Raw genomic sequence first — 22,697 nt, 5'->3', positions numbered from 1 at the left:
CGCGCCTGGACTCACAGCTTGAAGCGGCTGGCCAGGCTCTTGAGTTTCATTCCCAGTTGGTGCAGGTTGCGCGCCGCCAGGTCGACCTGCTGAGTGCCGCCGACGTTGTCCTGGCTGGCCTGGCGAATGCTGGCCATGGCCGTGGCGATCTGGTCCATGCCGATCATCTGCTGCTGGCTGGTTGCGGCGATCTGCAGCGCCACCTCGCTCGAGGCCTCGATGTTGCTGCTCAGGGCGCGAATCGCATCGCCACTGGACTGGGCGCGCTCGAATCCGGACTCCACCGTCTTGCTGCCCTGCTCGGCCAGCAGCACCGCTTTGGTCATGGCCTTCTGGATTTCACCGAGTATGCCGCGCACCTGGGCGGTGGCCTGCTTGGACTGGACGGCCAGGGCCTTGACCTCCTGGGCCACCACCGAGAAGCCCTTGCCCGCCTCGCCGGCCTTCATCGCCTCGATCGAGGCATTGACCCCGAGCAGGTTGGATTGCTCGGCCAGGTCGCCCACCGAGGCGACGATCTCGCCGATGGTCTGGCTCTGTTCGCCCAGGTGCATGATGCTTTCCGCCACCGCCTGCATCTGCTCGCGGATCAGGCCCATGCCCTTGAGCGCCTCCTCCACCGCCTCACGGCCATTCAGCGCCACCTGGCGGGTGCGCTCGGTGCTTTCGGCCACGGTCTTAGACTTGCTGCCCGCCAGCTCGGCGGTCTGCTTGACCTCCTCCACCGTGGTGACGATCTCGCTGATGGCGGTGGCGGTCTCCTGGGTGCTGGTGGCCACCTGGCTGGTAGCGGCGAGGATCTCCTCGCTGGACGACGCCAACACCGTGATGCCCTCGTTCATCTCCTGTACCAGCTCGCGCAAATACCGACTCATGTCGACGAACGCCTGGGACAGGCGCCCCACTTCATCCTGACGGGTGCCGGCGACGATGCCCTGGGGAATCTCGCCGCGGCCGATGCGCTCGGCCCAGCCGGTCAGGCGTGCCAGCGGCCTGGCGATATGCCGGCTGAGCAGCCAGGCCAGCACGGCACTGATGCCGACCAGCAGCAGGCTCAAGTTGAATACCCGTTCGCGCTGGGCCTCCAGCGCCTGGCGCGAACGCTCCAGGGCCGCCGTGACGCGCTGGTCGGTGAGTTCGGACAGCTGGACGCCGAGTGCATGAATCCGGTTCATGCGCTCGAGCTGGACCCCGCTGTTCAACAGTCTGGCCTGCTCGAATGCGCCGGCGTGGATGAGGTTCAGCTGCTCGGCACGGGTCTGCATCAGGGCGACGCGTACCGCCAGCATGTCTTCGAGAGCACTGGAAAACTCCTCGTCCTCGCTCGCCGCCTGCTGCAGCCGCTTGATCAGGCGCTCATTCTCCATTGTGCGGCGGCGGATACCGTCCTCGATGCTTGGCAGGTCGGCCTGTGCCTGCTGGTTGATCACTTGCATCAGGTCGGTGCGCTGGGCCGAGATGTTCAGGCGTAGCTCCTTGACATCGGAGAGCCGCGCATAGTGTTGCTGGAACTGCTGTTCCTCAATGCCCTGCAGACTGGCGAAGCGCTCCAGGCTGCTGAGCAGCAGGACACCGAACCCGATGATCAGCGCGGCGAAGGCCGCGATCAGTTTGCTGCCGATACCCAGATTGAGAACCCTGCCCATCGCCGCTTCCATTGCCCTACTCCTCGACCTTGATCTGCAAACTCGTATCGCTTAGCAACCGCGTCCCATCCAATACGGTGCACTGTTCGGCGGTGACCCCCAGCAGGTAGGCCGCGCGCACCCCAGCAAGATTGGCCAGGCTTTTCTGCAGTCCGTCTCGACGGATACGTGCAATGCCCTGGACCCGGTCGATCAGCAGGCCAAACTCCATCTCCCGGCTGCGCAGCACTGCCATGAAATTCTTGTCGGACAACCCACCGATCGGCAGGTCGAACAGCACCCGCAGGTCGAGCAGCGAAACGATATGGCCTCGCACATTGACGATGCCCAGCACGAACGGCGGAACGCCCGGCAAGGGCGTGTACTGGGCCAGTGGCAGCACTTCGGCGACATGCTCGCTCTCGATGGCGTACTGCTCGCCACTGATGCTGAAGGTCAGCACTTCCAGCCACTCCTCGACCTGTTCCTGCCGCCCGTTTTCCGCCCACTGCCGCGTACGCGCCAGCAGGCGGGCGTCACGTTCCTGGGCGTCGACGCCGAAGCCGGCGGCAAGGCGCTGCTCGAACTCAGCGAGGCGCTGGCGGATCTGCGCCCAGCGTTGATCCGCCTTCAGAGACTCGGACATGTATACGCTTCCTGTTGCAGTTGATCGCACAGACGCAGCAACTGCGCACAACTGATGCCGTCGCCATGGGTCACCAGCGCGCCGCCATCCTGGGTCAGGAGCAGTTGCCGGCATACTTGCAAGGCCTTGTCGCCCGCGCGGCGCTGGCCTTCGCCGTGCAGTAGGCGGGCGCGCAGGAAGTAGCCAAGGATGAAGTCGGGGTCCAGGTACAGCGCTTTCTGCAAGGCAGCCAGCGCGGCCCGGTTATCGCCGGCCTGCTGAGCCAGCAGCGCCTCCAGCCAATACGCCGCCGGAGCGGCGCAATCCAGTGCCAGTGCGCGCTGCAGCCACTCCCTGGCCTGCTCGACATGCTGCTGGTCGGCCCAGCTGCGCGCCATGGCCAGGCAGGCCCGGTGCTGTTGCGCGCGGCCCGGCGTGGCACAACCCAGGTAGGCCAGCAGGGCCTCGCGGGCCTGCTCGTGCTGGCCGGCGGCCTGGGCCTGGGTGGCCTGGCGCCAGTAGTCTTCGCTGTTGCGCCGCTCGCGCTCGGCGGGACTCGAGGCGGGCGCCACGGTCACTGTGATCGGGGCGGGTCGCGGAGCGCTCGGGCTGGTGCGTTCGGCACGACGCGGCGCCAGCATCGAGGCTAGCGGTGGCGGTACGCCGTCCATCGCCAAGGGGACGCGCGCGCCCAGGGCATAGTTGCAGCCGGCCCAGCGTCCCTGCAGGCCGGCCTGGGTCGCCAGCCCGGCCTCCACGGCGCTCAGCAGCAGCACGCCGTCCGGGCTCAGACTGGCGATCAGACGACGTAGCGACGCCTGCGCCCGGGCCGGCGAAAAGTACATCAGCACGTTGCGGCAGAGAATTAGGTCGGCGCCGGCAAGCGCCGGCGCTAACTGGTTGTCGGCGAGGTTGTACTGGATGAAGCGAATGCGCCCGCGCCAGGCCGGGCGCACCCGCCATTGGCGGCCCTCGGCCTGGAAGTGGCGATGGCGGAAGCCCTCTTCATCGACACGGAAGGCGTTCTTGCCGTAGAGCCCCTGCTCCGCCCGGGCGATGAATGCCGCATTGATGTCGCTGGCTACCAGCTCGATATTCCACTGCTCGCGCTCACCGGTGAGCAGCTCGTCGATCAGGAACAGCAGCCCGTAGGCTTCCTCGCCGGTACAGCAGCCGGCGCTCCACAGCCGCAGGCTCCGGCGCCCCTCACGACGGCGGCGCGCCAGCAGCGGCGCCAGGTGGTGCTCGGCGAGCCAGTCGAAGGCTTCGGAATCGCGGCGAAAATAGGTTTCGCCGACGGTGAACGCGGCGATCAGGTCCTGCGCTTGCACGTCGTCCCAGTCGGCAAAGGCCAGCTCCTGCAGCCAGCCGTTGAAATCCACGACTTGCCGCTCCATCGCCAGAAGCTGCAGGCGGCGCAACAGGTCCGTCTGCCTGGCGCCGGCGAAGTCCAGGCCGAGATGCTGCAGGACCTTGTGGCTCAATGCTTGCAGCAGCCGCGGCGAACAGCTGGGCTCAGCGCGCAGCATCGAAGCGCCCCTCCTGCATTGCCAGCAGCGTGTCGAGGCGCTGCTCGTCAGCGTCACTGAGCAGCAGTTCGACATCCTGGATCAGCAAGAGCCCGTCACTGCTGCGCATCACGCCGCGTAGCAGGCTGGAAGGCACTCGCGGATCGGGCGTCGCGGTAAAGTCCTCGGCGCTGCAGGGCAGTACCGCTTCGACCAGGTCGACTGGCAGCAGCAGCTCGCGTGTGCTGCTGGTCAGCCAGATGAAGGGTTGCCAGAGGGTGAGCTCTGGGGAGCTCCAACCGAAGCGGCGGGCCAGGTCCACCACCGGGAGCAGTTTGCCGCGTACGTTCGCCAGCCCGCAAATAGCCTCGGGCGCCCCGGGCAAGGGGGTGCTCTGCAGTGCCGGCAGCACTCGAACCACCTGATCGAGGGCAACCGCCAAGTGTTGACCCGACAACCAGAACGGCAACACCAGGTATCTATCCATAGACCCGTCCCTGTCACCACACGTTGTTGCTCACCCTCTACCCTAGCTCAGGGAGAACCGGCGTCCAGTCGTTTGGATCAAGCAATCGATAGCAAAGTGCTATCGCGTATCGGCGCCATCACGGGCCTCCTCCATCTTGGCCGCGGATGGCGCCTGCCAGCCGCCGCCGAGGGCGGCGATCAATCGCACGCTGGCGTCCAGCCGGCTGCCGAGCAGCGTCAGGCTGCTGCGTTCGTTGTCCAGGGCACTGGTCTGCACGTTGACCACGCTGGTGAAGTCGACCGTGCCGGCCTTGTACTGGTTCTCGATTAGCCGTAGCGCCTCGCGGGCGGCATCCACGGCGTCCTGCTGCACCGCGGCTTCCTGCTCCAGCACGCGCAGTTGCACCAGCTGGTCCTCGACTTCGCGAAAACCGCTGAGCACGGTCTGCCGGTACTCGGCGACGGTCTGCTCGTAGGCGGCCTCGCTGCGCGCCAGCTCGGCGCGCCGGGCGCCGCCGTCGAACAGGCGCAGGGCCAGCTCGGGGCCGAGCGACCAGAAACGGTTGGGCAGGCTGACCCAATCGGCGAAGCTGCTGCCACGGTAGCCGCCGCTGGCCGAGAGGGTCAGGTCCGGATACCAGGCCGCCTCGGCCACACCGATTTCGGCATTGGCGGCCATCACCCGGCGCTCGGCCGCGGCAATGTCGGGGCGGCGTTCGAGCAGTTGCGAGGGCAGCGCCACCGGTATCTGCGGCAGCGCCGGCAGTCGCGTTTGCTTGGCGATCTGCAGCTCGCTCGGTGGCACGCCGACCAGCACGGCGATGGCGTGCTCCAGCTGGGCACGCTGCCACTGCAGGTCGAGGGCCTGGGCCTCGGTGCTCCTGAGCTGGGTCAGCGCCTGGCTGACGTCCGACCTGGCCACGATGCCGGCGCGGTACTGGTTCTCGGTGAGCCTCAGCGAACGGGCGTAGGCGCTGACGGTGGCCTGCAGCAGGCGTTGCTGCTCGTCCAGTACGCGCAGCTGCAGGTAGTTCTGCACCAGCTCGGCCTGCTGGCTGAGGCGCAGGCCGGCGAGGTCGGCGGCGCTGGCCTGGTAAGCGGCCTGGCTGGCCTGCAGGGCGCGGCGCAACTTGCCCCAGACATCCAGCTCCCAGGCGGCGTTGAGGCTCAGCTGGTGGCTGTCGACAACGCCCGCAGCCGACTCCCCTGCGCCGAGCGATTGCCCGGCACCCTGCCCGCCCCGGCTGATGGCGGCGCCGCCGGACAGGCTTGGATAGAGCGCCGCCCGGGCGCCGCGGGCCAGCGCCCGGGCCTGGCGGTACTGGGCCTCGGCGGCGGCGAGGTTCTGGTTGGACAGGTTCAGGCGATCGACCAGGCGGTTGAGTGCCTCGTCCCCATAGAGCGTCCACCAGTTGCCACGGGCCAGGACATCGCCGGGGGCCGCCAGAGTCCAGCCGTCAATCTGCTTGAACTGCTCCGGCGTGGTCAGCGGCGGGCGCTGGTAGTCCGGGCCGAGGGTGCAGCCGGACAGCAGCAGGCTCAGGACGATCGCGGTCAGGGGGGAATTGCCGGGCATCGAAGCACTCATAGCGGGGTTTCCAGGGCAGCATCGCTGCGCACGCCGCGCCAGCGGTTGACGCGATGGCGCAGGCGATCGAGGTAGAGATAGACCACCGGGGTGGTGTAGAGGGTCAGCAGTTGGCTGAGGATCAGCCCGCCGACGATGGTGATGCCCAGGGGTTGGCGCATCTCCGCGCCCTCGGCGCCGCTCAGCAGCAGCGGCAAGGCACCGAGCAGCGCCGCCAGGGTGGTCATGATGATCGGCCTGAAGCGCAGCAGGCAGGCGCGACGGATCGACTCCTGCGGGCTGAGGCCTTCGCTGCGTTCCAGTTGCAGGGCCAGGTCGATCATCAGGATGGCGTTCTTCTTGACGATACCGATCAGCAGGAACAGACCCAGCAGCGAGATCAGGCTGAACTCGCCGCCGACCAGTTGCAGGGCCAGCAGCGCGCCGACCCCGGCCGACGGCAGGGTGGAGAGGATGGTCAGCGGGTGGACATAGCTCTCGTAGAGGATGCCCAGCACGATGTACACCACCGCCAGCGCCAGCAGGATCATCCACGGCTGGTTCTGCTGGGCCTGCTGGAAGGCCGCACCCGTGCCGCCGAGCACGCCCTGCACCTCGCTCGGCAGGTTGAGCCGCGCCACGCTGCGCGCGATGGCGGCGCTGGCCTGCTCCAGGCTCACCCCTTCGGCCAGGGAGAAGCCGATGTTCTCGGCGGCGAACTGGCCCTGGTGGTTGACCCGGTCCTCCTCGATGCTGCGCTCCCAGTGGGCGAAGCTCGACAGCGGCACCCGCGCGCCGGCGCCGGTAATCACCTGGATCTGGTCGAGGGCCTCGGGGTGCTGGGCATATTGCGGGTTGATCTCCAGCACCACGCTGTACTGATTGAGGCTGGCGTAGATGGTCGACACCTGGCGCTGACTGAAGGCGTTGTTGAGCAGCGCCGAGACCAGGTTCATGTCCACCCCCAGGCGCTTGGCCGCGGCGCGGTCGACGACCAGGCGGATCTGCTGGGCGCCCTCGGCTTCCTGGGCGTCGATGTCGGTCAGTTCGGGCAGCGCCCGCAGCGCGTCGCGCACCTTGGGCAGCCAGGCGCGCAGTAGGTCCAGGTCGGCGGACAGCAGCAGGTATTCGTTCTCCGAGCTGCGCCCCTCGCGCCCGCCGAACTGCAGGTCCTGGTCGGGCATCAGGAACAGCCGGCCGCCGGCGACCTTCGGCAGCTCCTGGCGCAGGCGGTTGATCACCGCCTGGGCGGACAGCCGGCGTTCGCCGATGGGCTTGAGCCGCACGATGATGAAGGCGTTGTTGATGCCGCTGTTGCCGCCGATGAAGCCGGCCACGCTGTCCACCGCCGGGTCGGCCAGCAGGGCGCGCCGGTAGGTTTCCATCTTCGGCTGCATGACCTGGAACGACAGACCGTCGTCGCCGCGGATGAAGCCGATCAGCTGGCCGCTGTCCTGCTGCGGCAGCAGGGTCTTGGGCACGCTGACGAACAGGAAGACATTCAGCGCGATGGTCGCCAGCAGGCTCAGCAGCGTCAGCAGCGAATGGCGCAGGGCCCAGTCCAGGCTGGAGCGGTAGCACGCCAGCAGACGCGCCTGCAGCCGGGCGCCGAGGCGCTGCAGGGCGTTCGCCGGGCGGGCGTGCCCCTCGGCCTTGAGCCAACGCGCGCAAAGCATGGGCGTTAGGGTCAGCGACACCAGCAGGGAGATGAGGATCGCCACCGTCAGGGTCAGGGAAAACTCGCGGAACAACCGCTCGACCAGCCCGCCCATGAACAGGATGGAGATGAACACCGCGACCAGCGACAGGTTCATCGCCAGCAGGGTGAAGCCCACCTCGCGCGCGCCCTTGAAGGCCGCGGCCAGGGGCGTCTCGCCCGCCTCGATATGCCGGGAGATGTTCTCCAGCACCACGATCGCATCGTCCACCACCAGGCCGGTGGCGATGATCAGCGCCATCAGCGACAGGTTGTTCAGGGAGAAGCCCAGCAGGTAAATGGCGGCGAAGGTGCCGACCAGCGACACCGGCACCGCCAGCGCCGGGATCAGCGCCGCGCGCCAGCGACCGAGGAAGACGAATACCACCAGGATCACCAGGGCCACGGCGATTAGCAGGGTGCGCTCGGCCTCGTGCAGGGTGGCGCGGATCACCGGCGAACGGTCCATGGCCACCTGCAGCTCGACGCTGGCCGGCATCACCGCGCGCAGCGCCGGCAGCTCGGCGCGGATGCCGGCGATGGTTTCGAGGATATTCGCCCCGCTCTGCCGGTTGATCACCAGCAGCACGGCGCTGGCATCGTTGTAGAAACCGCTGTTGTAGCGGTCTTCGACCCCGTCGCTGAGGTTCGCCACGTCGCCCAGGCGCAGAATCGCGCCATCCTGCTGGCGGATGATCAGCGGCGCGAAGTCGGCGGCGCTCTCCAGCTGATCGCTGGCCTGGATCTGCCAGTGGCGCTCGGCGTCCTCCAGGGCACCCTTGGGCCGCTTGACGTTGGCCGCGGCGATCGCCTGGCGCACCTCGTCCAGGGCGATGCCATGCTGCTCCAGCAGGCGCGGCTCCAGGGCCACGCGCACCGCCGGCAGCGAGCTGCCGCCGACCTGCACCTCGCCGACGCCGCCGACCTGGGACAGCTTCTGCGCCAGCAGGGTCGCGGCGACGTCGTACAGCTGGCCCTTGCTCAGCACCTCCGAGGTCAGGGCCAGGACCATGATCGGCGCCTGGGAGGGGTTGAGCTTGCGGTAGCTGGGCATGCTGCGCATGCCGCTGGGCAGCAGCTCGCGGGCGGCATTGATCGCCGCCTGCACCTCGCGGGCGGCGGCGTTGATGTCCCGGTCCAGGTCGAACTGGATCATGATCCGCGTGCTGCCCTGGCTGCTGCGGCTGTTCATCTGGCTGATCCCGGCGATGGTGCCGATCGAGCGCTCCAACGGCGTGGCCACCGTGGCGGCCATGACCTGGGGGCTGGCCCCCGGCAGGCTGGCCTGCACGGTGATGGTGGGAAAATCCATCTGCGGCAGCGGCGCCACCGACAGCAGGCCGAAGCTCACGGCGCCGAGCAGGACGATGGCCAGGCTCAGCAGCAGGGTCGCCACCGGCCGGCGGATGAACGGCGCCGAGAGGTTCATGGCTCCACCGCCAGCCCCGCCGCACTGCGACCGCTCAGGCGCCGCGCCAGGCGATCGAAGTACAGGTAGATCACCGGCGTGGTGAACAGCGTGAGCAACTGGCTGAGCAGCAGGCCGCCGACCATCACCAGGCCCAGGGGCTGGCGCAGCTCGGCGCCGGAGCCGCTGGCCAGCATCAGCGGGATGGCGCCGAACAGTGCCGCCAGGGTGGTCATCAGGATCGGCCGGAACCGCAGCAGCGCCGCCTGGTAGATCGCCGCCTCGGGCGCCATGCCCTGCTGGCGTTCGGCCTCCAGGGCGAAGTCGATCATCATGATGGCGTTCTTCTTGACGATGCCGATCAGCAGGATGATGCCGATGACCGCGATCAGCCCCAGGTCGTTGCCGGTCAGCAGCAGCGCGAGCAAGGCGCCGACCCCGGCCGAGGGCAGGGTCGAGAGGATGGTGATCGGGTGGATATAGCTCTCGTAGAGCACGCCGAGCACGATGTACATGGTGACGATGGCCGCCAGGATCAGCAGCAGGGTGCTCGACTGCGAGGCGCGGAAGGCCTGGGCGGCGCCCTGGAAGCGGCTCTGCACGCCGGCCGGCAGGCCGATCTGCTGCTGCACCCGCTCGATGGTCGCCACCGCCTCGCCCAGGGCCACACCTTCGCCCAGGTTGAACGACAGGGTCGCCGCCGGGAACTGGCCGATGCGGTTGACCAGCAGGCTGGCGGCGCGCTCCTCGACCCGCACCAGGGCGGTCAGCGCGATCTGCTGGCCGTCTGCCCCGGCGACATGGATCTGGTCCAGCGCCGCCGGCCCCAGGCGCCCGCCGTCCTGGCTCTCGAGCACCACGCGGTACTGGCTGGCCTGGGTGTAGATGGTGGAGATCTGCCGTTGGCCGAAGGCGTCATACAGCGCCGCATCGATGTCGGCGATGCTCACCCCAAGGCGCCCGGCAGTGTCGCGGTCGATCGTCAGGTAGACCTGCAGGCCGCGGCTCTGCAGGTCGCTGGCGACGTCCGCGAGCTGCGGCTGCTGGCGCAAGGCGTCGACCAGGGTGCTCGTCCACTGCTCCAGCAGTGCCTGGTCCGGCGACTCCAGGCTGAACTGGTACTGGGTGCGGCTGACCTTGTCCTCGATGCTCAGGTCCTGCACCGGCTGCAGGTACAGCTCGATGCCGCTGAGGCGGGCCAGCTGCGGGCGCAGCCGCTCGATCACCTGGCTGGCGCTGACATCGCGCTGGGCATGGGGCTTGAGGTTGATCAGCAGGCGGCCGCTGTTGAGCGTCGGGTTGTCGCCGTCGACGCCGATACGGGACGCCAGGCTGGCCACCGCCGGGTCGCGCAGGATCACCTCGGCCAGGCGTTGCTGGCGCTCGCTCATGGCGCCGAAGGAAATCGCCTGCGGCGCCTCGGAGATGCCCTGGATCAACCCGGTGTCCTGCACCGGGAAGAAGCCCTTGGGCACGGCCAGGTACAGCACCACGGTCAGGCCCAGGGTGGCCACGGCCACCAGCAGGGTCGGCGCCTGGCGCCCGAGCACCCACTGCAAGGCCAGGCCGTAGCGGCCGATCAGGGCGTCGATCCACGCCCCGCTGGCCCGGTAGAAACGCCCCTGCTCGGCCGCTGGCTCATGCTTGAGCAGGCGGGCGCACATCATCGGAGTCAGGCTCAGGGAGATCGCCAGGGAAATCAGGATGGCCACCGCCAGGGTGATGGCGAACTCGCGGAACAGCCGCCCCACCACGTCGGCCATGAACAGCAGCGGGATCAGCACCGCGATCAGCGACAGGGTCAGCGAGATCAGGGTGAAGCCGATCTGCCGGGCGCCCTTGAGCGCGGCATTGAGTGGCGTCTCGCCGGCCTCCAGGTGGCGGGCGATGTTCTCCAGCATGACGATGGCGTCGTCCACCACGAAGCCGGTGGCGATGGTCAGGGCCATCAGGGTCAGGTTGTTGAGGGTGAAGCCGGCCAGGTACATCAGGCCGAAGGTGCCGACCAGTGACAGCGGCACGACGATCGACGGAATCACCGTGGCCGCCAGCTTGCGCAGGAACAGGAAGGTCACCAGTACCACCAGGGCGACCGCCAGCAGCAGCTCGAACTGCACGTCGCGCACCGCGGCGCGGATGGTCTGGGTGCGGTCGCTGAGCACCCTGACCTCGACGCTGGCCGGCAGCCCCGCGGTGAGGCTCGGCAGCAACGCCTGCACGCGCTCGACCACCTCGATCACGTTGGCGCCGGGCTGGCGCTGGATATTCACCAGCACCGCGGCGTTGCGGTCGGCCCAGGCCGCCAGGCGCTGGTTCTCGACGCCATCGACCACCTCGGCGACATCGCCCAGGCGCAGCGCCGCGCCGTTCTGGTAGCTGAGAATCAGCTTGGCGTATTCCTCGGCGGACCTCAGCTGGTCGTTGGCGTCCAGCTGGGAAACCCGGGTCGGTCCGTCGAAGTTGCCCTTGGGCTGGTTGACGTTGCTGGCGCCGATCAGCGCGCGCACATCGGCCAGGTTCAGGCCATACGCGGCCAGGGCCTCGGGGTTGACGCGAATGCGCACCGCCGGACGCTGGCCGCCGGCCAGGGTGACCAGGCCGACGCCGCTGATCTGCGCCAGTTTCTGCGCCAGGCGGGTGTCGACCAGGTCGAACACCAGGGGCAGCGGCAAGGTCGTGGAGCTGACCGCCAGGGTCAGCACCGGCGAGTCGGCCGGGTTGACCTTGTTGTACACCGGCGGCGCCGGCAGGTCGGCCGGCAGCAGGTTGCTGGCGCCGTTGATCGCCGCCTGCACTTCCTGCTCGGCGACGTCCAGCGCAACGTCGAGGTTGAAGCGCAGGGTGATCACCGAGGCGCCGCCGGAGCTGCTCGAGGACAACTGCTGCAGACCGGCCATCTGGCCGAACTGGCGCTCCAGCGGCGCGGTCACCGCGCTGCCCATCACCTCGGGGCTGGCCCCCGGATAGAGCGTCAGCACGCGGATGGTCGGGTAGTCCACCTCCGGCAAGGCCGAGACCGGCAGCAGGCGGTAGGCGATCAGGCCGCTGAGGAAGATCGCCAGCATGATCAGGGTGGTGGCGACCGGGCGCAGGATGAACAGGCGCGAGGCGTTCATGGCTCTTGCCGCGCCGCGGCTGTGCCCTGCCCGCCGGCCGCTGCCGGCTGCTGGTCCAGCACCTCGACCGGGCTGCCGTCACGCAGGCGGTCGGTGCCTTCCAGCACCAGCCGTTCGGCGGCCTCGACGCCCTCCTCGATCAGCGTCAGCTGGCCATCGCTGGGCCCGGCCACCACCGCCCGGACGTGCACCTTGTCCTGCTCATCGACCACATAGACGAAGGTCCCGCGCGCGCCGTGCTGCAGCGCCGCCGCGGGGATCAGCAGGACCTGCTCGCGGGTCTCCACGTGCAGGCGCACGTTGACGAACTGGTTTGGAAACAGGCTTTCCTCGGCGTTGGCGAAGCGCGCCTTGAGCTTCAGCGTACCGGTGGCGGTGTCGATCAGGTTGTCCAGGCTGTCCAGTTCGCCGTCCGCCAGCTTGACCCGCTCGCTGCGGTCCCAGGCCTCGACCCGCAGCGCCTGGCCGCTGCGATGCTGGCGCAGCACGGCGGGCAGCTGGGCCTCCGGCAGGGTGAACAGCAACGAGATCGGCTGGGTCTGGGTGATCACCACCAACGGCAGGGCGTCGTTCGAGCCGAGCAGGTTGCCGGCGTCCACCTGGCGCAGGCCCAGGCGCCCGTCGATGGGCGCGCGCACCTGGGTGAAGTCGAGGTTCAGGCGGGCTTCGGCGACGGCCGCCTGGTTGCTCTTGAGGATGCCGCGGTACTGATCGACCAGTGCCTGCTGGGTGTCCAGGGTCTGCTTGGCGATGGAGTCCTCGGCGTACAGGCCGCGGTAGCGGGCCAGGTCGATCTCGGCGTTGCGCAGCTGCGCCTGGTTCTCCTGCTGCACCCCCAGGGCCTGCTGCAGGGCGACCTCGTAGGGGCGCGGATCGATCAACGCGAGCAGCTCGCCGGCCCTGACCCGCTGGCCCTCGTCGAAGCGCAACTCGAGCAGCTCGCCGGCGACCCGCGCCCGCACCTCGACCCGGTTGTAGGCCGTCACCGTGCCCAGGGCCTTGAGCAGGATCGGAAAATCACCGCGCCTGACCTGGGCGATGCGCACCGGCACCGGGCCGCCGTCGCGCCAATGGCCGGCGCCGCGAGGCTCGGGCTTGGCCGGCCAGAACCACCAGATAAGGACAAGGATGGCGGCCAGCAGGATCAGGCCAATCGGCCACTGGCGAGCGTGGTGCGTGGAGCGGGAGGTTGCGGAGGTCTCGGGCATGCTGGGGTCACTTCCTTGGCGAGCCCGAACGATAAGCAGGCGCAGCGGCGAAGCAAAGCCTCTTTACCGCCTATTTACCCGCGCCTGACCTCGGCAACTCCCTGACCCCACAACAAAAACGGCTTACCGAGGTAAGCCGTTGGGCGAAACTGCCGGGCGTTACTTGAGCACCGCCATGGCCGCCTCGTAGTTCGGCTCTTCGGCGATTTCGGCGACCAGCTCGCTGTGCAGGACCTTGTCGTTCTCGTCCAGCACCACCACGGCGCGGGCGGCGACCCCGGCCAGCGGGCCGTCGGCGATGGCCACGCCGTAGTTCTTGAGGAACTCGGCACCGCGCATGGTCGACAGGTTGATCACGTTCTCCAGGCCTTCGGCGCCGCAGAAGCGCGCCTGGGCGAACGGCAGGTCGGCGGACACGCAGAGCACGACGGTGTTGGCCAGCTTGCTGGCTTCGGCGTTGAACTTGCGCACCGAGGTGGCGCAGGTCGGCGTGTCGACGCTGGGGAAGATGTTCAGCACCTTGCGCTTGCCGGCCAGGCTGGCCAGGCTGACGTCGGCCAGACCGTTGCCGACCAGGGTGAAGGCCGGTGCTTGCTGGCCGGCTTGCGGCAGCTGGCCGTCGACGTGAACCGGGTTGCCTTTGAGGGTGACTTGCGCCATGGGAATAATCCTTCTGCAAAGTTTAAGGGCGGTTGCCGTGCCGAGCGCTTGACCGGCTTGCGGCTGCGCGGACCGATCGAGGAGCTGATACCGCTCCCAGCTCAGCTTGACCCCTATCGACCCGAGCGGCAAGCCTAGAAGTCGCGGCGGTAGAACAGGTCCAGGGAGCTGGCCAGACCGCTGGCGGCCTCCAGGTAGAGCCGTTTGCTCAGCTGGTAACGCAGCGCCAGGGTATTGGCCGGCTCGAACACGCCGACGCCGTAACGCAGGCTCAGGCGCTCGGACAGGTTGCCGCTGGCCACCACGCTGGTGGTCACCCCGCTGCCCTCGCTGTCCAGCTGGAAATCCTCGATGCCCAGGCTCTTGGCCAGGCTGCCGGTCAGCGACGCGCTGCTGGCCAGGCCCATGGCCAGGGCCGCCTGGGCCAGCAGGTTGTTGTCGCCACTGCCCTGGCCCTGGGGCCGGCCGAGCACCAGGTAGGACAGCGCCTGCTCCTGGCTCATCGCCGGCTCGGAGAACACCTCGCTGCTGGGCTGCTCGGCGCGACCGCTCAGGCGCAGGCCGGCGACCACCTGGTCGACCCGGCGAACCGCCTCGATGTCGAGGAACGGCTGGTCGATCGGCCCGGCGAACAGCAGCCGGGCGCGGCGGATGGTCAGGCGTTGGCCATAGGCGCGGAAGCGCCCGTTGTTCAGGTTCAGCTCGCCGCGGGTGTCGAGGTCGTCGCCCACGTGCACGCGCCCCGCCAGGTCGGCCTTGAGGCCGAAGCCCTGGAAACTCAGGCGCTCCTGGCCGACCTCGACGTCGATATCCATGGCGATGGCGGTTGCCCGGCGGGGCGGGCTGTCCTCGCCGACTATCACCGCGTCATCGGATACCTGCACCGTGGATGGCGGCAGTTCACGGATCTGGATCTGCCCGCGCGGGATCGCCACCCGGCCGGCCACGGACAGCTGCTCGGCGTCCAGGCGCAGGCGCAGGTCCGGCTCGACTTCCAGCTCGGCGTAGGGCTCGACGCTGACCGGCAGGCGCGTGCCGCGCACCTGCAGCTGCCCGCGCAGGCCATCGTCCCAGCTCAGCTCGCCGTCGAGTTCGCCGCGGCCCTGTTCGCCGCTGCGCCAGCCGCCGTCGAGTCGCAGGCGTTCGCCGGCGATGCGCGCCTGCAGCTGCAAGTCGCGCACGTTGGTCGGCAACGCAGCGCCGCTGATCTCGCCATCGCGCAGTTGCAGGCGGCCGTCGACCCTGGGCGCCAGCAGCAGGCCGCCCAGGGTGCCGCTGCCCTCCAGGCGGCCGCTTAGCTGCTCGACCCGTGGCACGAAGGGCCGCGCCAGTGCCAGGTCCAGCCCACGCAGGTCGAAGCTGCCGGACAACGGCTTGCTCGCCGGGCGTGGGTCGATCAGCGCCTGCAGCGACAGCTGGCCGAGCTTCGGCCCGCGCAGCTCGAGCCGGCTGTCGATGCTCGCGGGGCTCAGCTGGCTGTCCAGACGCAGGTCGTCGTAGGCGAAGGTCAGCCACTGCTGCTGATCGCGAATGCGCCAGCTGCCCCGGCCGGCATCCAGGGTGATCCGGCCGCGCGGCCCGGCGGCCGGCAGGTCCAGGGCGATCTCGGCATCCAGCTGGCCCTGCCAGTCGAGGTCCTTGGGCAGCCAGGGACTCAGGCTGGCCAGGGGGAAGTCGGCCAGGCGATAGCGGATCTTCGGCTCGGGCAGCAGCCGTTGCGCCTCGCCGCACAGGCTGGCGTCGCCGGAGCGCCAACAGTGCTCGCCCAGCTCGATGCGGCCGTTGGCCTGGCGCACCAAGCTGGCCGGCTGCTGCAGGCGCCAGTCCTGGCCGCCGCTGCGCACTTCGCCGCTGCGCAATTGACCGCGCCAGTTGCCGTTGTTCAGCTCGCCGGCCACGGCCAGGGCGCTGTGCAGCAGCGGGCCGTCGAGCTGCAGCTCCAGTTGCTGGCGCCGCGGGTCGCCTTGGCCGGTGGCGCTCAAGCGCCCGAAGTCGGTCTCGCCGAGGGCGATGCCGTCGGCTTGCAGCTCGATGCGCGCCTGCTGCGCGGCATCGAGTCGGGCATCCAGTTGCAGGTGCCGCACGCGCCGGTCGGCGAAGGCCAGCTGCCGGCCCTCCGCCTGCAGCTGACCCTGGGGCGCCTGCAGGCTGCCGGCCAGCGCCAGTTGGCCTTGCAGTTGCCCGCGCAGCCGCGGCCACAGCTGGCCCAGTTGCGGCAGCGCCAGCTGCAGTTGCCCGCTGAGACGCTCCTGCAGCTCGGCGCTGCCGTGGATCCGGTTGTCGCCCAGGCGCAGGTCCAGCTGGGGCAGCGACCACTGCGCGCCGGCGCCGCGGCCCTGGGCTTGCAGGCGCGCCGGCTGGCCACGCAGGCGCCCGGCCAGGTCGAGGTCTGCCACCAGGCTCAGGCGCCCGTCCTGCAGCCTGCCGTTGCTGTGCAGCGCGCCGGCCAACTGCCCGGGCAGCTCGGCTAGCCAGTAGGCCGGGTCTAGCTCGCTCAGCTGCAGCCGGGCATCCCAGCTCAGGCCCTCGGCGAAGCCCAGGGTGAGCTGACCGCCGGCCTGGCCCTGGCCGGCTTGCAGCAGCAGGTCGGGCAGGAACAGTTGTCGCGTATTGCCACTGAGCGGGCTCTGCAGGCTGAAAGGCCCGGCCGGCCCGTGCAATTGCGCGGTGAAATGACCGAGGTAGTTGCCGCCCTGGTAGGCCAGCTCACCCTGCAGCTGGCGCAGGCTCACCGGCGGCTCCTCGACCTGGGGCAGCAGGCGACGCCAGGGGAAGTCCTGCCAGTCGAAGCGGCTGTCGATGCTCAACGCCTCCTGCCAGTCCAGCCGACCGCTCAGCTGCAGGCGTCGCTCGGGGTCGGCGCTGAGGCTCAGGTCCGCCACCTCGGCGCCGTTGCCATCCACCCGTCCGCTCAGCGCCAGCGCCAGGGGGCCGCCCTCGGCCGGCAGCGCGGCGCTGCCTTCGACCCGGTAGCCGGCCGCCAGGTCGCCGCCAGCCTTCAGCGTGAGCTTGTCTAGGCGCAGGGTTTGCGGCAGTTCGGCGCTGGCCACGAAGCCATCGGCGACCAGCTGCAGGGTCGCCGGCAGGTTCTCCGCCAGGGGCTGCACCTCGCCGCTCAGGCGCCCCTGCAGATAGCCGGTGCTGTCGGCGCTCAGGCCCAGCCGGTCGAGCAGATCGCCCTCCACCTGCAGGGCCAGCGACCATTCGCGTTGTTCGGGGGCCGGCAGTCGCAGTCGCCCGCTGGCGCTGAGCGGCCAGGCACCGTGGGGCTGCAGTCGGCCCTGCAGCTCGAGCTGCAGCTCGCCTCGCTGCACCCGTAGACGGTCGATCCGCAGGCCATCGGCCTGCCAGTGCGCCACCAGTTGCAGGCCTTGCAGCTGCTCGGCGCCGTCGATCTGCAGGCTGCCGATACGCAGTTCGGCCACCTGCACGGCCAGCGGCAGCTCGAGTTCGGGCAGGCCAGGGGACCGGGTGGCGCCCTCCTCGCTCGGCGGCAGCGACAGCTCGATGCGCTCGGCCTGCAGGTGCTCGATACACAGGGTCAGACGCCACAGGCAGCCCGGCGACCACTCCAGCAGCGGCCTGGACACCTGCAGGCGGCTGTCGTCCTGCTGCCAACCCAGGCTCTCGGCTTGCCATCTACCGCCCAGGCGGCCGGTGAACCCCACCATCTGCAGCCCCGGCACCTGCGCCAGGGCCCAGCGGCTGCCGGCCTGGCTGGCGAGCACCCAGAGCAGCGCCAGCAGCGTCAGGCCGATGCCGCCGAGCAGGCCGTACAGGCTGTAGCGCAGGGCCGGCTTCATAGTTCCGGGCCCATGGAGAAGTGCAGGCGCACGCCGCCCTGGTCATCCAGCGGGTGGGCCAGGTCCAGGCGCAGCGGGCCGACCGGCGATACCCAGCGCAGGCCGAAGCCCACCGCGCTCTTGAGGCCGGAGAAGTCCAATGAGTTGAAGCTGTTGCCCTGGTCGATGAAGGTCGCCAGGCGCCAGCGCTCGGTCAGGCTGTATTGATACTCGGCGCTGGCGGCGAACAGGTAGCGGCCGCCGATCTTGTCGCCCTCGGCGTTCTCCGGTGACAGGCTCTGGTAGTCGTAGCCGCGCACGCTCTGGTCGCCACCGGCGAAGAAGCGCAGCGACGGTGGCACCGCCTTGAATCCGCCGGATTCGGTAGCGCCGAACTGCACCCGGCCGAGCAGGCGGTGTCTGTCCGCCAGGGTGGTAAGGCCCTTGAGCAGCGCGGTGCCGTGCACCACGTCGGCATCCGACAACAGGCCCTCTTTGGCCGCGGCCAGGTCGAACTGCAGGCGATAGCCCTGGTTGGGGTCCAGCTGGTTGTCGCTGTGCAGGTAGGAGAAGCTGATGCCGGGCAGCAGCAGGGTACTGAGCCCGGCGTCATCGCCCAGGCGAAATTCCTCGTGCTGCCATTTCAGCGAGATCACCCGCTGCCAGCCGCTGTCCAGCCGGCTGTGCCATTCCGGGCCGACCTTCAGCAGCCGGCTGAGGCTGTCGGTGTCGGCCAACTCCTCGTACTGGTAGCCACCGGCGTAACGTAGTTTGTCGGTCAGCGGCGGATCGCGCGGTACGTCGTACCACAGGCCGACGTTCTGCCGTGGCTGCGACAGCTCCATCTCGGCGCCGTAGCTGTGGCCCTTGGCGTTGGCCCAGTGGCGCGTCCAGTTGGCGCGCCCGCGCACGCCGACGTCGGTGGACACGCCCAGGCCGAGGCCCAGGCTGCGGGGCTTGCGCACCTGCAGTTGCACGTCGACCGGAATCGATTGGCCCGCAGCGCTGGCCGGGTTGGCGTCGACCCGCACCGACTCGAAATAGCCGCTGGTGCGCATCGCCTGGTACAGCTCGGCGATCAGTTCGGAATCGTAGGGGCTGCCGGCCTCGAACGGCAGCATGCGCTCGAGCAGCTCACGGTCGAACGGCGCGTCGCCGCTGAAACTCACCGAGCCCAACTGGTAGCGTGGGCCGCTGGCGTAGACCAGCTCGATGTCGGCGACTCCGGCGCGCGGGTCGATGCGCAGGCTCTGGGCGCTGAAGCGGCCGGAAAAGAAGCCGTAGCGCGAGGCCTGGTTCTGGATATGCCGCTTGGCGGCGTCGTAGCGACCATGATTGAGCACCGCGCCGCTGCGCAAGCGGGCGTCGCTGGGCAGGCCAAAGGCCTTCAGCTCGCTGGCCGGCCCCTCGACCCGCACGGTGACCTGACGCAGGCGCACCGGCTCGCCAGGCTGCACGGTGATGATCAGGCGGTTCGGCTCTCCGGGGACCACCTCGCTGGTGATCTGCGCCTGGTAGTACCCCAGCGCCTGGACGGCCTTGCGGGTCTGGGCCTCGGCCACCCGGCGAAAGCGCTGCAGGGATTCCGCGTCACGCTCGCCGAGGCTGCCGATATGGCCTTCGATATTGCTGCGCAGCGCCTTGTTCGGCGGCTGCACCCGTACCTCCAAACGCGCCTCGGCGAGGATGGACGCACTGAGCAGCAACAGCGCCAGGCCGGCGCAGAGTCTGGTGAGGGTGATCATGGCTGCGATGCTAGCACGGAAGGCCCTGGCCAGAGCCTGCGGCCCCGGCTATCGAGCCGCTTTCGCGGTCAGCTGTTCAGGCGCTGGCCTTGACCGCCGGCTGCGGATTGGCATGGAAGAACACGTGCTCGACTATCGGCCCGACCGCCACCTGGCCGACCTCCTGGTAGCCCTGGCGCTTGTAGAACTCCAGGTAGTGTTCGTCGCCGGTGTCCAGCACCACGCCACGGGAGCTGCCGTCCTCGGCGCACCAGTTGTGCACGGCCTCGAGCAGCTGCTCGCCGAGGTGCTGGCCCTGGAATTCCGGGTGCACGCCGAGCAGCGGCAGCAGGTGGTAGGCGCCGGGCGGCAGGCAGGCCAGCACGGCCTCATGGTATTCCAGGTAACGCCGGGTGCAGCGAAAGCCCGCGGTCAGCAGCATGCGCATGCGCCAGGCCCAACTCTCGGTGATATCCATGCGCCGCTGCGGCGGTGCGATCAGCGCCATGCCGACCAGCCGGTCGTCGATCAACAGGCCCAGCGCCGGCAGCTCCTCGCGAAAGTGCTGCAGGACCAGCTCGCGCACCGTGGCCCGCACACGCTGGTCATAACCGCTGCGCCCGGCCTCGAACAGGTAGGCGAAGGTCGGCTCGTGACGATAGGCCTGATACAGCAGCGAGCGCGCTTCGCGCGCGTAGCTGCCATCGAGCTGGCGAATCTCCGCGGGGCTGTTGGACATAGGCGCGACCTCTGTTGTTATTGAGTTTTAGTGGCCTAGGCCCACGGTAGCAGCGCTACCGGGTGCCTGCCAGGCGACTGGCCGCCGGCCGGGTGGATCGGCTAGCATCCCCGGCTTACCAGCCAGAAGCCTCAGGACCTGCCGCCCATGAAGATAGTCTCCTTCAATATCAACGGCCTGCGTGCGCGCCCCCATCAGCTGGCGGCGTTGATCGACAAGCACCAGCCGGACGTGATCGGCCTGCAGGAGACCAAGGTCGCCGACGAACAATTCCCCGAGGCCGAGATCCGCCAGCTCGGCTATCACGTCGACTACCACGGGCAGAAGGGCCACTATGGCGTCGCCCTGCTCTCGCGTCAGGCGCCGCTGGCCCTGCACAAGGGCTTTCCCGATGACCCCGAGGATGCCCAGCGGCGCTTCATCTACGGCACCTACGCCGATGCCCAGGGCAACCCGGTGACCGTGATGAACGGCTACTTCCCCCAGGGCGAGAATCGCGACCACCCGCTCAAGTTCCCGGCCAAGCAGCGCTTCTACGCCGATCTGCAGCAGCTGCTGCGCAGCCAGTTCCAGCCGCAGCAACCGCTGGTGGTGATGGGCGACATCAATATTTCCCCGCAGGACTGCGACATCGGCATCGGCGAGCCGAACCGCCTGCGCTGGCTGAAGACCGGCAAGTGCAGCTTCCTGCCGGAGGAACGCGAATGGCTGGCCGAACTGAAGAACTGGGGCCTGGTGGACAGCTTCCGCCAGCTCCATCCGACCGTGGACGACCGTTTCAGCTGGTTCGATTACCGCAGCCGCGGCTTCGAGGATGAGCCCAAGCGCGGCCTGCGCATCGATGTGATTCTCGCCTCCCTGGGCCTGCAGGCGCGGATCAAGGACGCCGGCATCGATTACCAGCTGCGCGGCATGGAAAAACCCTCCGACCATGCGCCAATCTGGCTGGAGCTGAGCTGATTCGCCGCCGACTCAGACTCGCGGCCGGATAACTGCTGCCCGGCCGCAAGCCCCGATCCAGAGAGCCCGCCTCTCACTCGACTGTCACATTACAGTCATCTTTCTGTCTTATCGTCGCGGCATCCTCATCCACCCATACAAGGTGTCTGTCGCATGCCGCGCGCCCTGCCTGCCCGCTCCCGTCAACCCCGCAGCCGAGTCGCAACCTGGCTGTGGCTCGGCTTCGCCTGCTGCCTGCTGCCCGCCTGGGCCTTCGCCGCCCTGCCGCTCCCGGCGGATGAGCGCAGCGTACTGCGCATCCAGGGCTCCAATACCATCGGCGCGAAACTCGCCCCGGCGCTGGCCAAGGGGCTGCTCGAGCAGCAGGGCCTGAGCGCGATCGAGGTGCGCCCCGGGCCGGTACCGAACGAACAGTCGATCAGCGGCCGAGCGGGCGATGGCCGCCTGGTGACCGTCGAAGTGGCTGCCCACGGCTCCAGTACCGGTTTTGTCGCCTTGCACGACGGCAGCGCCGACCTCGCGGCCTCGTCGCGGCCGATCAAGGACAGCGAAGTCAGCGCCCTGGCAGCGCTGGGCAACCTCAAGAGCCACGCCGCCGAGCAGATCATCGCCATCGACGGGCTGGCGATCATCCTGCACCCGAGCAACCCGATCGTGGCCCTGCGCACCGACCAGCTGGCCCGGGTGTTCGCCGGCGAGATCGACGACTGGGCACAGCTCGGTGGCGGGCGCGGGCGGATCAACCTGTATGCGCGCGACGACAACTCCGGCACCTACGACACCTTCAAGGAGCTGGTCCTGGCCGCCAACGGCAAAGCCCTGGCGGCCAGCGCCCGGCGCTTCGAGTCCAGTGAGCAGCTGTCCGATCTGGTCAGTCAGGATCCCCAGGGCATCGGCTTCATCGGCCTGCCCTATATCCGCCAGGCCAAGGCCCTGGCGATCGCCGCGGGTGACTCGCACGCCATGCCGCCAAGCGAGACCCTGATCGCCACCGAGGACTATCCGCTGTCGCGGCGGCTGTTCCTGTACAACCAGCCGGACCTGCAGAACCCCTGGGCCAAGGCACTGGTCCGCTTCGCCCATAGCCCGCGCGGGCAGGCCATAGTGGCGCAGAACGGCTTCATCGCGCAGACCGTGCAAGCCGTGCGGGTGCCGCCCAGCCAGGCCATGCCCAGCGCCTATCAGGCCCTGGCCCGGGACGCCAAGCGGCTGTCGGTGAACTTTCGCTTCGCCGAGGGCAGCGCCACGCTCGACAACAAGGCCCAGCGCGACCTCGAACGCCTGCTCGACTACCTCAAAAACCAGGGCAAGCTGCAGCACCAGGTGGTGCTGGTCGGCTTCGGCGACGCCAAGGCCGACCCCGCGCGCGCCGAGCTGCTGTCCAAGCTGCGGGCCATGGCGGTGCGGCGTGACCTGGCGAAACAGGGGGTGATCTTCCGCGATATCATCGGCCTCGGCGACGAACTGCCGGTGGCGGCCAACGATGGCGATGAGGGACGAATCAAGAATCGCCGGGTCGAAGTCTGGGTCTATTGACCAGCGCCAGGCTGCCGGGGCTTGGCAGCAACCGCCGCCAGCGCTAGCCTGATAATTGCGTGACGCCGGGCCCCT

Annotated in this window: 14 protein-coding genes; 2 read left to right on the top strand and 12 right to left on the bottom strand. The window is 69.0% G+C overall.

The window, feature by feature from the left end; genetic code table 11:
* Window positions 1-11 precede the first annotated feature (11 nt).
* The 12 genes from ACSX1D_RS11170 to ACSX1D_RS11115 all read right to left on the bottom strand — a co-directional run bounded on the left by ACSX1D_RS11170 (window position 12) and on the right by ACSX1D_RS11115 (window position 20,126).
* Window positions 12-1,658 (bottom strand): methyl-accepting chemotaxis protein, encoded by a 1,647-nt coding sequence (locus ACSX1D_RS11170; protein ID WP_439858597.1) that lies wholly within the window; start codon window positions 1,656-1,658, stop codon window positions 12-14.
* A 4-nt stretch (window positions 1,659-1,662) separates the two neighbouring features.
* Window positions 1,663-2,271 (bottom strand): chemotaxis protein CheW, encoded by a 609-nt coding sequence (locus ACSX1D_RS11165; RefSeq protein ID WP_439858596.1) that lies wholly within the window; start codon window positions 2,269-2,271, stop codon window positions 1,663-1,665.
* Window positions 2,256-3,779 carry a CheR family methyltransferase gene (locus ACSX1D_RS11160; protein WP_439858595.1) on the bottom strand — a complete coding sequence of 508 codons (1,524 nt, stop codon included), beginning with the start codon at window positions 3,777-3,779 and terminating at the stop codon, window positions 2,256-2,258. Before ACSX1D_RS11160 ends, ACSX1D_RS11165 begins: the two co-directional genes overlap by 16 nt.
* Entirely contained in the window at window positions 3,766-4,245 is a 480-nt protein-coding gene (locus tag ACSX1D_RS11155) for a chemotaxis protein CheW (RefSeq protein ID WP_439858594.1), read from the bottom strand. The genes ACSX1D_RS11160 and ACSX1D_RS11155 overlap by 14 nt, the downstream gene beginning before the upstream one ends.
* Before the next feature lie 99 nt (window positions 4,246-4,344).
* Window positions 4,345-5,814: an efflux transporter outer membrane subunit gene (locus tag ACSX1D_RS11150; protein ID WP_439858593.1), complete on the bottom strand. Its 1,470-nt coding sequence runs from the start codon at window positions 5,812-5,814 to the stop codon at window positions 4,345-4,347.
* A complete protein-coding gene (locus ACSX1D_RS11145; RefSeq protein ID WP_439858592.1) occupies window positions 5,811-8,918 on the bottom strand; it encodes an efflux RND transporter permease subunit in 3,108 nt (1,035 codons plus the stop codon). Before ACSX1D_RS11145 ends, ACSX1D_RS11150 begins: the two co-directional genes overlap by 4 nt.
* Window positions 8,915-12,013 carry an MdtB/MuxB family multidrug efflux RND transporter permease subunit gene (locus ACSX1D_RS11140; RefSeq protein WP_439858591.1) on the bottom strand — a complete coding sequence of 1,033 codons (3,099 nt, stop codon included), beginning with the start codon at window positions 12,011-12,013 and terminating at the stop codon, window positions 8,915-8,917. Before ACSX1D_RS11140 ends, ACSX1D_RS11145 begins: the two co-directional genes overlap by 4 nt.
* Window positions 12,010-13,221, bottom strand: coding sequence for an MdtA/MuxA family multidrug efflux RND transporter periplasmic adaptor subunit (locus tag ACSX1D_RS11135; RefSeq protein WP_439858590.1), 1,212 nt, complete (start codon window positions 13,219-13,221; stop codon window positions 12,010-12,012). Before ACSX1D_RS11135 ends, ACSX1D_RS11140 begins: the two co-directional genes overlap by 4 nt.
* 159 nt (window positions 13,222-13,380) lie before the next feature.
* On the bottom strand, window positions 13,381-13,881 hold the full coding sequence (gene tpx / locus ACSX1D_RS11130; RefSeq protein WP_208706837.1) for a thiol peroxidase: 501 nt from the start codon (window positions 13,879-13,881) through the stop codon (window positions 13,381-13,383).
* Window positions 13,882-14,015: 134 nt separating this feature from the next.
* The gene (locus tag ACSX1D_RS11125) at window positions 14,016-17,684 is read right to left on the bottom strand and encodes a translocation/assembly module TamB domain-containing protein (RefSeq protein ID WP_439858589.1); all 3,669 of its coding nucleotides are present in this window, start codon (window positions 17,682-17,684) and stop codon (window positions 14,016-14,018) included.
* Window positions 17,681-19,408: an autotransporter assembly complex protein TamA gene (locus ACSX1D_RS11120; RefSeq protein WP_439858588.1), complete on the bottom strand. Its 1,728-nt coding sequence runs from the start codon at window positions 19,406-19,408 to the stop codon at window positions 17,681-17,683. The genes ACSX1D_RS11125 and ACSX1D_RS11120 overlap by 4 nt, the downstream gene beginning before the upstream one ends.
* A gap of 76 nt (window positions 19,409-19,484) precedes the next feature.
* A complete protein-coding gene (locus tag ACSX1D_RS11115) occupies window positions 19,485-20,126 on the bottom strand; it encodes a GNAT family N-acetyltransferase (protein WP_439858587.1) in 642 nt (213 codons plus the stop codon).
* Window positions 20,127-20,273: 147 nt separating this feature from the next.
* Here ACSX1D_RS11115 and xthA point away from each other — a divergent pair, with 147 nt between their 5' ends.
* Both xthA and ACSX1D_RS11105 read left to right on the top strand, forming a co-directional pair.
* On the top strand, window positions 20,274-21,086 hold the full coding sequence (gene xthA / locus ACSX1D_RS11110; RefSeq protein WP_439858586.1) for an exodeoxyribonuclease III: 813 nt from the start codon (window positions 20,274-20,276) through the stop codon (window positions 21,084-21,086).
* Between the two features lie 153 nt (window positions 21,087-21,239).
* On the top strand, window positions 21,240-22,622 hold the full coding sequence (locus tag ACSX1D_RS11105) for a substrate-binding domain-containing protein (protein WP_439858585.1): 1,383 nt from the start codon (window positions 21,240-21,242) through the stop codon (window positions 22,620-22,622).
* Window positions 22,623-22,697 lie beyond the last annotated feature (75 nt).

It is taken from the genome of Pseudomonas sp. MBLB4136 (genome assembly GCF_051904765.1).
Lineage (GTDB): Bacteria > Pseudomonadota > Gammaproteobacteria > Pseudomonadales > Pseudomonadaceae > Aquipseudomonas.
The sequence above is the reverse complement of the archived record's forward strand: the minus strand, read 5'-3'. Positions and strand labels throughout refer to the sequence as shown.